Source organism: Paenibacillus dendritiformis (assembly GCF_015845845.1).
GTDB lineage: Bacteria > Bacillota > Bacilli > Paenibacillales > Paenibacillaceae > Paenibacillus_B > Paenibacillus_B dendritiformis_C.
The window spans coordinates 1-12,272 of sequence record NZ_LDIG01000160.1 but is presented as its reverse complement, the minus strand read 5'-3'; the positions used below and the strand labels follow the sequence as shown (position 1 = coordinate 12,272).

The following is a 12,272-nucleotide window of genomic DNA, read 5'->3' as shown; positions in this document are numbered from 1 at the left end:
CAGACATGTTGATTAACCAAATTGTGTAACTCAAACAAGCCCGGCAGGGCTGAATTTTTCTCTTATCCTCTGCATCTTAACGAGCCATTCGGGAGGAAGGGAATTTAGCCTAAATAGACGTGCAAAGTGAATAAAGGACAGCTTTTGATGCCTAGATACGACCCCTTGAGTGGTATCAAATAACCATTTGAGTAACACGTAAACGATGAGAGCTACAAACAGCTGCCCGTACACGGCATTTTCAGTTGTCCCGAACAAAGTAGGGATATTCAAGTGCTGCTTGATCCAGCGAAAGAAAACCTCGATTTGCCACCGGGCTTTATACATCTGTGCGATTTCTTCTGGGGTCACTTGCATGAGATCGGTAACGACGCGGAGTTCTCGGCCATCGAAATCTTGGAAGGTAACGACGCGATGCCGCTTCTTGGATCGACATTGCTCTGTTCCAAGTTGGCACGTAATGTCCCGGATGACCGGGCTGTTAGGCTCTTTTTGCCGGCGTAGAGCACGTGGTTTTTCAAGATGAACGTTATCACGCAGTCGAACGACAAAGGATTGACCTTCTTCTTTGAAACGATCTAATCGTTCGAGCTTCCCGTAAGCCCGGTCCATAACCATAATGTAATCCAAATGGGTTAAGCTTTCACAGAGCGGACCATCATGTTTCGAACCAACCGTTTCGACCACGTTTAGAGGGGAGTCGCATTGGGCTTGCAAAGAAACATGTAGCTTAATGCCCGAACGCTCACCATGGTAAGGGGCCCAGGGCAAGCGAGTTTTTCCTACCGTTACGGTCGTCGAGTCAATCAAAAGCAATTCTTTAGGAAAGGCCAGCTTTCGGGTCGTTTGACGATTACAGGTTTGGATGAGCCGGTGTAGGAGCTCCTTGAATACAGCAAAGGGAACCTCAGCTGCCTTTCCGGAAAAACTGGAATAATGGACAGGAAGCAAGCCGCTGGCTGCTGCATGAACCACACCTGAACGGTAGCTATCCCATTGTTCAGAGGCAGCCATCGCCCAATATTGTAGCAAATGATGGACGGTAAACTTGCGGGCCTTGTCTTTATAGCCGGCGAGTTCGATTGCAGAATCGATTTCTTCTGCAGGCAAAACGGATTGAAGGATGGACAGGATCGTGGTAGACTTTTTCATGGAGTCGCCACCTTTCTTCGGTTGAGTTTGTAGGCGTACAAACATTTTACCGGGTGTGCGGCTTTTTTCTACCATTTTGTGGTTAATCAACAGGTGTGGGAACCGATATAGATTTCCTTCTCATAAAAGATAAGAGCGGCAGGTTTATTCCGCTCATTTAACCGTTCCTCCGCCAATACGGTGATTCCCTCTGTAGCTCCAATATGTTCTATCTGTGATTTTGTTATCACTTCATATTTATCACTTCCAAAATAATCAACAAGCGTAATAATTAAGAAGGATTAACAAAATCAAAGCCAGACGGATCACTAACTTACGATTCATTTATTTAAATGACCTCCATTTCTCTATCCGCCTTTACCTTACCATCATCAGGGAAAGCTTTTAACAACTTTTCCCATTTTTTTAATTTATTATAATATTTATCATTATTATTACAGTATGAAGAAAAGAACGAATTGGCGATCACTTCAAAGAAAAAAGGAACAACAAAAATTCACCCAATTCGGATCAATCCATTTCAGGAAATGCCTGCACCGGATGTGAATCCTGTCACCCGGCGCAGCGTCTACTATCCCGATTGGCGCCGGAACTGGCTCTGCACCAAGCCGTGGTAGAAGCCCTGCTGCCGCAGCAGCGACTCGTGGCTTCCCTGCTCGATGATGCGTCCGTCCTCCAGCACGAGGATGCAATCTGCCTGCTGAATCGTATTGAGGCGGTGCGCGATAACGATGCTCGTTCGCCCCTCCATCAGCCGGTACAGCGCCTCCTGTATCTTCATCTCCGTAATCGTGTCGATGTTGCTGGTCGCTTCGTCCAGAATGAGAATCGCCGGATCCGCCAGCACCGCCCGCGCGATCGACAGCAACTGCTTCTGGCCCTGACTGATGCCGCTGCCATCCTGGCTCAGTTCGGTCTCGTACCCCTGCGGCAGCTTTATGATGAACGAATGGGCATTCGCCAGCCGCGCGGCCTGCTCGACCTCCTCGTCGGTGGCGTCCAGCCGGCCATAGCGGATATTGTCGCGAATGGTGCCCTGGAACAGGAAGGAATCCTGCAGCACGAAGCCCATATGGCTGCGCAGATTTTTGCGGTCTATGGCGGACAGCTCAACGCCGTCGAGATAGATCTGGCCGCTGTCATAGTCATAGAAGCGGCTGAGCAGTTGGGTAATCGTCGTCTTGCCCGCCCCGGTCGGCCCGACCAGAGCAATCGTCTGGCCGGGCTCCGCCCGGAAGGAGACGTCCTTCAGCGTGCGCCCGTCCTTCTCGTAGGCGAACGAGACATCCACGAACTCGATCTCGCCGCGCACTCGCTGCAGCCGGATCGCATCCTGCTCACCCTGCCCTTCCTCGCGCTCCTCCAGCACTTCGAAGACCCGCTCCGCCCCGGCAATCGCGGACAGGAACGTATTGAACTGGTTCGCCAGATCGTTCAGCGGCCGGGTGAATTGCCGCGCGTACTCGGAGAAGGTTACGATAACCCCGATCGAGACGAGCCCGTGGAGCGCCAGCACGCCGCCCGCCCCCGCGATGATGGCGAAGCTCATATTGTTCAGCACGTTCATCAGCTTCGGAATGAAGCCCGAATACGTCTGGGCCCAGTACCCGGAAGCCTTCAACCGTTCGCTCTTCTCGGCGAACTCTTGAATGACCTTCTGCTCCTGCGAGAAGCTCTTCACGATCTTCTGCCCCGAGAACGTCTCCTCAATGAATCCGTTCATATCCCCAAGATTGCGCTGCTGCTCCTTGAAAAACCGTCCGGTCCGCCGCGTAATCCATTTCATGCCGAGAAACATAAGCGGCACGATCGTCAACGTGATCAGCGTCAGCAGCGGGCTCAGCCACACCATCAAGGTCAGCATGCCGACAAAGGTCAGAATGCTGGAGGACAACTGAATGAAGGAGCTGTTCAGCGTCTGGCTCACATTGTCGATATCGTTCGTAATCCGGCTCATCAGCTCGCCATGCTGCCGCTTCGTATAGAACTGCACCGGCAGCGTGTGGAGCTTCCCGAACAGATCGGAGCGCATCGCATAGACCGCCTTCTGCGCGACGCCGATCATCCAGTAGTTCTGCAGGAAGAGCGCGGCCGAATACAGCAGGTACACGACGCCGAGCAGGACGAGGAGCAGCAAGAAGTTGCCGCCTTCCTGCGTCTTGATATAATGGTCGATCGCATACCCGACCAGAAAGGGACCGAGCAAGCCCAGCCCGGACGTCAGCAGTACCATAAGGAAAATAAGGGCCAGCAGTCCTGTGTGGCCGGACATGTAACGCCATATGCGCAGCAGCGTGCCTGACCAGTCCTTGGCCCGCGGCTTCTTCGAAGGACCGCCGGCCGCCGCTCTCCCCCCGGCCCGGTCCGCAGCGGCCATGCCGGGCTTCTCCGGCAGCTTCAGCCTCAGCATGGAACCCCCTCCCCTCGCTCGAACTGGGACTGCACGATGCGCCTGTACAGTTCGCTGCGGCGCATCAGCTCGTCATGGCTTCCCTGATCCAATATGCGTCCGTCATCGATGAGAATAACGGCATCCGCCTGGAGGGTGGTGCTGATTTTTTGCGTAATAATCAAGGTCGTGCAAGAATAAGCCCCCAGTGCATCCAACAGCCGCGCCTCGGTCTTCACATCGAGCGCGCTCGTGCTGTCATCCAGCAGGAGCAGCTTCGGCTTCCGGATCAGCGCCCGGGCAATCGACAGCCGCTGCTTCTGTCCGCCGGACAGATTGATCCCCTTCTGCCCGAGCATCGTGTCATATTGGCGGGGAAGCTTCATAATCGTGTCATGAATCTGGGCGCGCTGCGCCGCCTCCCGAACCTCGTCATCGGAGGCGTCCTGCTTGCCCCAGCGGATATTGTCCCGCACCGTGCCGCTGAACAGCACGACCTCCTGCGGCACATAGCCGATATGGCGGCGGAGCTGCTCCATCGTCATGCGGCGGACGTCCATCCCGTCCAGCAGGACGCATCCCTCGGTGACGTCGTACAGCCGGGGTATCAGTTGGAACAGGGATGATTTCCCGGAGCCGGTCGCTCCCATGATCGCTATCGTCTCGCCCGGGCGTACCGTGAACGACACGTCCTGCAGCACAGGTGCCTCGGTGTCCGGATAGCGGAAGGTGACGCGCTGGAATTCCACACGGCCTTCGCTTACCGCCGCATGCGGATCGGCATCGGCTGCATCCGTCAGGTCGGCCTCGCTCTGCAGCACCTCGGCGATCCGCTGGGCGGACGCCTTGGCGCGCGACAGATTCATCATAATCATGGAAACCATCGACAGCGCTCCCGTAATCCGCGTCGTATAATTGACGATCGCCACCACTTCGCCGAGGTTGGTGCTGCCGATCTGCACGCCCAGCCCGCCATACCACAGCACGAACAGGATGCTGCCGTTCATCAGCAGCAGGAGGAGCGGAACCGTGAACTCGACGAGACGCAGCGCGGCGACCGTCCGATCCATCAGCTGCCCGTTCGCCTCCTCGAACCGCTCCACTTCATGCTTATCGCGAACGAATGCCTTAATGAGCCGCATGCCGAACAGGTTCTCGCGCAGCACCCCATTCACCCGATCCAAGCGCTCCTGCACCGAGCGGAACAAGAGGAACGCCTTGTTCATCAGCCAGACGAGCAAGATGAACAGCACCGGCGTGACGACGGCCAGAATCAGCGCCAGCCTGACGTTGACCAGCAGCGCCATCACGAGGCCTCCGATCATCATCAGCGGCGCTCTCATCATGATGCGCAGCCCCATGAACACGACGTTCTGCATCGTCGTCACGTCCGACGTCACCCGCGTAATCAGCGTTGCCGTCGGGAAGCGGCTGAAATTGGCAAACGAGAAGGACTGAATTTTCTCGAACAGGTGCTTCCGAATATCATAGCCGAAGTTCTGGCTCACATGCGCCGCATAGTATGAGTTGATGATGCCGCATACGAAGCCGAACAACGCCAATCCGACCATCAGCCCTCCCCACTTCACAACCGCGGGGAGATGATGGGCTATAATCCCATCATTAATAATTCGAGCCATGAGCAGCGGGAGCCACAGTTCCACGGTCAGTTCCACCAGCATGAGCGCCAGCGCGAAGATCATCGGCCCCCGATAGGGGCGCAGAAATGATAGTATCTTCCTCATTCACACTCTCCTTCCCCAAGCCGGGACGGAACCGTCCTGCTGCGCGAGGCAGTCCTGCCCCGGTTCCTTGCCCGGAGATAAGTCGATTATCGGTATCCCGCCTGCCGGCGAAGCGCTTCCATCGCAGCAGCTTACAGGCCTTGCCGAGGCCTGCCGGCGCCTTCCGCCCCCGATGAAGCCGCCATGCCGGGCGCGGAATGATGCCCCGTATGCCGCACAGCGTGTCCTGGCACGTTATCGTACATTCATTCTAGCATAGATTGGGAATTGCGCTCGACAATATGTGAAGGATTGCATATGATTGGGTTATATTTTTACTTGATGCAGCAGGAGGATTGGACAACAACGAATGATGAAACGTATTTTCCGGCTCGGATGCCTATGTTATTTTCTTATCGGCCTGGCCCATGTTGTTATCGGTACCGTCCTGGAGGAAATGATGGCCCGCTACGGGCGTTCGTACGGCGACGGAGGCCAGCTTATTTTCAATCAATTCGCCGGATTTCTGGTCGGCGTCCTGCTGACGCCGCTGCTCACCAGCCGCATCGGGCGCCGGGGCGCTCTGCTCTTCGCGTTGACTGCCCTCACGCTCGGCGAGGCGGTATACTGCTTCCTGCCCCCGTGGGAATGGATGCTGACGGCCGCTCCTGTGGCGGGCCTCGGCTTCGGGATGATCGAGGCGATCATCGGCGCCATCATCATTGAATTCATGGGCGCCAACAAAGCGATTGCCATGAGCCGCTTGGAAGTATTTTTCGGTATCGGCGCCTTGCTGATTCCGCTTATCTCTTCCGTCTTCATTATGTATGACATGTGGTATGCCTCCTTCATCAGCGTCACTCTGCTGTCCATCGGCACGGGCGCGCTGTGGCTGTTCCTCCCGCTGGGAGAGGCCGAGCCTCTGCTGCGCCGGCAGCCGCGCGAAGCCGGGGAACGGCAGTCAGCCGCGGCAGCGCCTTCGAAGCTGGGAGCAAACGGATGGCTGTTTATCGGCTTGATGATCGTCTTCTTTCTGACCTATGTCGGCGTCGAAATGAGCTTCGTCAACTTCCTGCCGTCCATGCTGATCGAGAATGCAGGAGTGACATCGGCCACCGCCTCCATCAGCATCACCTTCTTCTGGGGGACGATGGCCTTCGGGCGCTTCTTCGCCGGCGTGCTGGCGGAGCGAATGGGATATGCCCGCTATCTGTTCTACAGCTGCGGGCTGTCTTTCCTCATGATGGCGGGCTTCGTCTTCGCCTCTGAGCTGTGGAGCAGCTTCGCGGTGACGCTGCTGTTCGGCATCGGCATGGCGGGCATCTTCTCGATCGCGCTCGTGTTCGCCAATCATGTCCTGCCCGGCATGACCGAGCGGATGACCAGCCTGCTCGTCGCCGCCGGCGGCATCGGAGGGGCCGTCGTGCCCCGGTTGACCGGCTGGATGATGGACGCCTTCGGCGTATCCGGGGCTCAGTGGCTGCTGATGTCGTTCATGGGACTGCTGTTCCTCATCGTCATGGCCTCCTCCCGACTGGGCAGAACGGCAGCCCCATCCGCCAGCGCGGCCGTCCACCAGGTATAACGGCTTCCTTACTTGACCCTGACCCGATGTCAGGGTCTTGGCTTTTCCCGGGGCCGCCGCTCCGTTTCCCAATTTCACTTTTTCTTCGCCTGACAGAATACGATGCCGAACCCAACTTTTCCAAGCCGCCTCCCGATTCGGTCCACTCCCCACACTCTTCTCTCTTCTCTAGCATACTACTGTGACAGGATACAAGAAGACAGGCTGTCTCTCAATGACGGAATGATAGAAATCGGCAGCCTCCCTGTCCCACCACGCATATGCAGAAGGAGAGGATGAGAATTGAAGCGAAGATCGATTCGGCAGCTGTTGAGCAGCTACAAGAACAAGCGATTTTCTCCCGTAGAAATCACCCGCGAATATTTAAGAGAAATCAAACATTGCGACCCGGCATATAACGCCTTTATTACCGTTACGAAGGAACGGGCGCTGAAGAAGGCGAAGCGACTGGAGAAGAAATGGAACCGCGGCAAGAATCCGGGGCTGCTGTTCGGGATTCCGCTTTCTTATAAGGACAATCTGGCAACCAAGGGCGTCCGGACGACGAACGGTTCCGAGATCTACCGCAATTTCGTTCCCGAACGGACCGCTTCCGTCATCCGCAGGGCGAATAAGGAGAAGGCGATCATGCTGGGAAAAAACAATATGCATGAATTCGCGCTCGGCATCACGTCCAATAATCCGCACTATGGGCCGGTCCGTAACCCATGGAACATCGAATATTCCCCCGGAGGGTCGAGCGGCGGCTCCGCAGCGGCGGTGGCCGCCAATCTGTCCGTCGCCTCCATCGGAACGGATACCGGCGGCTCCGTGCGGATTCCGGCCGCTTCCTGCGGCATTGCCGGGCTAAAGCCGACCTATGGAACCCTTCCGACGTCCGGCATCGATTTCGTCTCGTGGACGATGGATCATGTCGGCCCGCTTGCCGCCAACATGGAAGACCTCGCGATCATGATGGACGCGCTTTCTGGGGGCAAAAACTACTCCCGCCATCTGATTGATAATATTCGCGGCATGCACATTGGCGTCCCGGTGAATTTTTTCAATGAGCATATTGAGGAGGAAACGCTGCGGCTGTATCGGGAAGCGCTGGCGGCTCTTGAGAGGCTCGGCGCCGTGTTCGTCGAGGTCGATACCTCGTTCCTGTACGGGTATCAGGAATATGGGCTGACCATTGCCGCAGCCGAAGCCGGATATGTCCACCGCCAGGATATCGCCTGCTGTCTGGCGGAGTTGGGGGCCGACGTGCGCGCGATATTGGAGTCGTCGCTCGATATTACGTCCCTCCAGTACCTTACCGCGCTGCACAAAAAAGAAGAATACACCCAAGCGTTCAAACGGATTTTCAAGCAGGTCGACGTGCTGGCCACGCCGACGCTCCCGATCCCGCCGCGCCGCATCGGGGTTGAATCCGTCACGTTCGGCTCCTATACCGAGAGCATCTTCGACGCGATGACCCGCTACACGGAGATTTTCAATATGACCGGCATGCCGGCCCTTACCCTGCCTTGCGGCATTACGAAGCAGGAGCAGCTTCCGGTCGGCTTGCAGCTCATCGCCGATCATCGGCGGGAGGATCGCCTAATCCGGACCGGTTATACGTATGAGCAGAGCGAGCTCGGCGGCTATTATCGCAAGCGGGATCAGATCATCTCCGGAACTTGCGGTTCCTGAACGCAGCCCCCCCTATGCGACAAATCCCCGGCCCAACGATGGACCGGGGATATATGATTGTACGATGGCGGGTTAGCGGCGGATCAGCAGCCGATAGCAGCCGGCCGCCCCAAGCCCGCAGCAGGCGATGACGACGCCCATCGGCACGGCCGTATCGCTGCCGGCAATCCCGACGAGCGGCGCCGCCGCCGAGCCCGCGATGAAGGGCAGCAACCCGAGCATGGCCGAGGCGCTGCCGGCCGTCTTGCCCTGGTTCTGCATCGCGAGGGAGAAGCCGGCGGTATTGACGACCCCCGTGCTGGATACCGACACGAAGAGCGGGAGCAGAACCGACCAGAGCGGCCCGTCCAGCAGAATCGCGGCCAGGAGCGCGAGGCCTCCGCTGCAGGACAGGATCAGCCCCGCGATGAACAGCCGCATTTCGCCATGGCGCGCAGCCAGCCGTCCCGTAATCTGGGTGGCCAAAATAAGACCGAACCCGTTGAGCGCAAAGAACAGGCTGAACGCCTGGGGCGATGCGCCATAAATATTTTGCAGCACGAAAGGAGAACCCGAGATATAGCTGAACATGGCGGCAGAGACCAGCCCTTGCGTGCAGGCATATCCCATAAATTCCTTATCCTTCACCAGTCCCCCGAAGGTGGACAAGGTCGTCCGGACGCCGCCGGACGATCGCCGATCCTGCGGGTGCGTCTCCGCCAGCCCAAAGTAAGCTGCAGCGATCATCAGGAGCCCCAATGCGCCCAGCACCGTGAATACGCCGTGCCAGGACGTAAATTTGAGCAGCTGGCTGCCAATGATCGGAGCGGCGATCGGCGCCAGCCCGTTAATGAGCATGAGCAGCGAGAAAAACTTCGTCAGCTCCGATCCGGAGTATAGATCGCGCACCATCGCTCGCGCGATAACGATCCCGCCCGCGCCGGCCATCCCCTGCAGGAAGCGCAGGGCGATCAAGCCCCACATGGACGGAACAATGGCGCACAAGAAAGAGACGACGGCGTATACCGTCAGGGACGCCAGCAGCGGGCCGCGGCGGCCCCGCGCGTCACTGAGCGGCCCCATGACCAGTTGACCGAGCGCCAGGCCAAGCAGACACGCCGTCAGGCTAAGCTGGGTCAAGGAGGTGCTTGCCTGCAGATCGGCGGCGAGCATCGGCAGCGACGGCAAATACATATCAATCGACAGCGGCCCGATCGCCGTCATCGAGCCGAGCACGAGCGCGATCGCGAGTCTCCGCTTGCGCGGGACGGCCGCCACGGAAGCATTCAGATTTGTTCCAGGATTCATGTATGACAACCTTTCTCTATAAAATTGCAATTGTAACAATTATAGTTACAACTTGTGAGGGAATCAAGACTTGAATATTTCATATTTTGCCTATAGAATCCACTGTATTCTTGCGGCCGTCCGGCGGAGGAACAGCGATCCGCCGCTCTGGCGGGCGGCTGCAGCCGATCGTGATCAGCAGGAAGCCGGGAACTTCACGTCGAAAAAAAGAAATCAAAAGAAATGAATGGAGGGACGGCCACCTATGAAAACATTTCGGATTATCGAGGAACGGGTTCAGGACGATATCTACGCATCGCAAGCCGAAAACGCCGATACCGAGGCGATTATGTCCTTGCTGTACCGCACAGCCGCCTGGCTGAACAGCAAAGGCTCGACGCAATGGAATGAGCTGCTGCAGGGCGTCGATGTTCACGGGATGGCGAATTCCATCGCCAAGGGAGACGTCTTCCTCTTCAAGCGGGACGGCGATCCGGCCGCCGTCGTCATGCTGCTTCAGCAGCCGAGCGCCTGGGACCGGGAGCTATGGAGCAGCCTGGGCGACAAGGGCGAAGCGGGTCATGGCGAGTCCATTTATTTGCATCGCCTGGCGATCGACCGCGCCTTCGCCGGCAGCCAGCTGGGACTAGCGGTGCTCCGCTGGGTCGAGACCGGCATCCGCTTCCCGGGCAAGCGGCGGCTCCGCCTGGACTGCAAGGCGGGCGTTCCGGCCTTGAACGCGTTCTACCGCGCGGCGGGCTACACTTTTCAAGGCGAGATCCCGAAGGGCTATCTGCTGTTCGAGAAGGAGCTCCCCACGCAATAACGCCTGAACGAATATGTCCATGTATGCATACGCTCACGGGGACACCCCGTGCCGGGTGTTTCTGTGTGCTGCAGCGCTAGCTGTGCCGAGCAAGTTGCAAATCCTAGAAAACATCTTGAGAAACAAACGCGGTGTTAATCTCCCTCCTGCGTCCCGCACGTGGTTTGGTACCCCGCAATATGAGTATCCTTTACGCGTATTAGCCCCCCTAAGTTTCCCGGCGGGAAAATTTTACATAGTCCCGCATCATTATCCGCTTAAAGTTCGTCCAAAGGCTGGTTCAAGCTGTTCCATAATGTGTACGTCCGGGTAAAGACGAGTCAATATCGTTCCATGACATTAACAATAACAAAATTAACACAGAACCCTTGAGATTTTAATCGAACAGTCTTATAATCATATCCAACAAAACAAATATTTGGTAAGATCATAATCTTGTTACCTCTAGTACAATGTCATAAAAGGATAAATTGCCCATTCCAGAAATAGAACTATAATACCATCCAAAAACTTCAGTTACACTGTAACTCCAAAAGTTACCTTGACGCATTCCTCTGCATCGTAGGCGCCGACATCCCCTGATCCACCAGTCATTGTAAGAGACTGCGTCCTGACACGCCGAAGACATCTGAAATGACAGTTCCTAATTTCACATTGGATGCTTCCAGGTATTTTTGAATGCGATTCTTTTCCGCTGTCAGCCCCCCGATTCGCTTCTTCCGGAGACGGCAAAGATCGCGTAACTCTCTTAAGCCCTACCTTGGAACGAAAACTCGTTTCAATGAGTCCTACATGAAGCAACTTGACAATCTATTCCGCATAGCAAACATCCGTTTTCCGTTCATGCACATTTTTGATTCGCTGGGCAATCGCGAGCACAATCGTAAAGTAGCCTTCCAAGTTGTTGTATACAGACTTCCAGTAGATCCCCGTGCTTTCCATTGCAATGTGGGTACTTCATGTGTTTCATGATACTTCAGCAATTCAAAGAGGTGTTTGGTTAATGTGCCCGAATGTACGGACTTCGCTTTGAATCTCACCAGATGAATCTGTTGTCATCACACAAAACGACAATCGATATTTCTGATTCACATCTATGCCTGCGAAGCGATCGAATTAAACTCCCATACTTCCAATCCTCCTACACTGAAATGGCATTGACGGCGGGAGTAAGCATTTTTCTGTTCACCATAAAAGCAACGTATTTCGCGCCATGTTATTAGCGGTATGGGAAGACAATGAACCAACTAAACGCTCGCTATTTTCATGCTAGGCTTGCCAGAGAAATCATGAAGGTTTCTTTTCCAGTAACTTACTTAAAACATTATACCTGAATCCGTGAAATGAAATCATAGAAAAGTTAGAAAATGAGTCTCCGGTAAAGTAAAATAAAGAAAAGGGAAGAATTCCCGTATTTTCTTTAACTCACCCCGGAGGTGCCATTGATGAAACCCGTACGTTTTCAACTGGATCAGTCCGTGGAGATGCTGACCGCTCATTCCGGTCTTGCCCTCATTGGCTTGCTCCTTTCCCATACCCAGATTGCCAAGCGCTTGACTCGTTCCTCGCTTCCCGGTGTACATCAACCCACGGTCACTCACCCGGATGTGGTCTACGCGTACCTGGGGCTACTTTGTCAAGGGAAAAGTGACTTTG

General features: G+C 55.7%; 8 protein-coding genes and 1 pseudogene. 4 read left to right on the top strand and 5 right to left on the bottom strand.

All coding sequences use genetic code 11. The features are described 5' to 3' along the window. Nucleotides 1-30 precede the first annotated feature (30 nt). The 3 genes from ABD76_RS16480 to ABD76_RS16470 form a co-directional block, all read right to left on the bottom strand. Entirely contained in the window at nt 31-1,242 is a 1,212-nt protein-coding gene (locus ABD76_RS16480) for an IS4 family transposase (protein WP_242069605.1), read from the bottom strand. 481 nt (nt 1,243-1,723) lie between these two features. Beyond that, nucleotides 1,724-3,562, bottom strand: a complete 1,839-nt coding sequence (locus ABD76_RS16475) for an ABC transporter ATP-binding protein (RefSeq protein ID WP_420901951.1) — start codon at nt 3,560-3,562, stop codon at nt 1,724-1,726. Then, nucleotides 3,556-5,286: an ABC transporter ATP-binding protein gene (locus ABD76_RS16470; protein ID WP_197258326.1), complete on the bottom strand. Its 1,731-nt coding sequence runs from the start codon at nt 5,284-5,286 to the stop codon at nt 3,556-3,558. The genes ABD76_RS16475 and ABD76_RS16470 overlap by 7 nt, the downstream gene beginning before the upstream one ends. Before the next feature lie 349 nt (nt 5,287-5,635). On the opposite strand from ABD76_RS16470, the gene ABD76_RS16465 reads away from it, so the two are divergent. Together ABD76_RS16465 and ABD76_RS16460 are read left to right on the top strand one after the other, a co-directional pair. Further along, nucleotides 5,636-6,850 (top strand): MFS transporter, encoded by a 1,215-nt coding sequence (locus ABD76_RS16465; RefSeq protein WP_197258325.1) that lies wholly within the window; start codon nt 5,636-5,638, stop codon nt 6,848-6,850. A gap of 282 nt (nt 6,851-7,132) precedes the next feature. Next, complete coding sequence (locus ABD76_RS16460) at nt 7,133-8,524, top strand: amidase (protein ID WP_197258324.1); 1,392 nt, start codon at nt 7,133-7,135, stop codon at nt 8,522-8,524. A gap of 72 nt (nt 8,525-8,596) precedes the next feature. Here ABD76_RS16460 and ABD76_RS16455 read toward each other — a convergent pair whose 3' ends face one another. Beyond that, on the bottom strand, nt 8,597-9,811 hold the full coding sequence (locus ABD76_RS16455; protein ID WP_197258323.1) for a multidrug effflux MFS transporter: 1,215 nt from the start codon (nt 9,809-9,811) through the stop codon (nt 8,597-8,599). A gap of 244 nt (nt 9,812-10,055) precedes the next feature. Between ABD76_RS16455 and ABD76_RS16450 the strand changes: the two genes are divergently transcribed. Next, nucleotides 10,056-10,616 (top strand): GNAT family N-acetyltransferase, encoded by a 561-nt coding sequence (locus tag ABD76_RS16450; RefSeq protein WP_197258322.1) that lies wholly within the window; start codon nt 10,056-10,058, stop codon nt 10,614-10,616. 810 nt (nt 10,617-11,426) lie between these two features. On the opposite strand, the gene ABD76_RS30205 is transcribed toward ABD76_RS16450, so the two are convergent. Continuing rightward, the gene (locus ABD76_RS30205; RefSeq protein ID WP_275100819.1) at nt 11,427-11,558 is read right to left on the bottom strand and encodes a hypothetical protein; all 132 of its coding nucleotides are present in this window, start codon (nt 11,556-11,558) and stop codon (nt 11,427-11,429) included. A 503-nt stretch (nt 11,559-12,061) separates the two neighbouring features. On the opposite strand from ABD76_RS30205, the pseudogene ABD76_RS16445 reads away from it, so the two are divergent. After that, nucleotides 12,062-12,272: pseudogene (locus tag ABD76_RS16445) on the top strand (IS1380 family transposase); the annotation flags it as partial.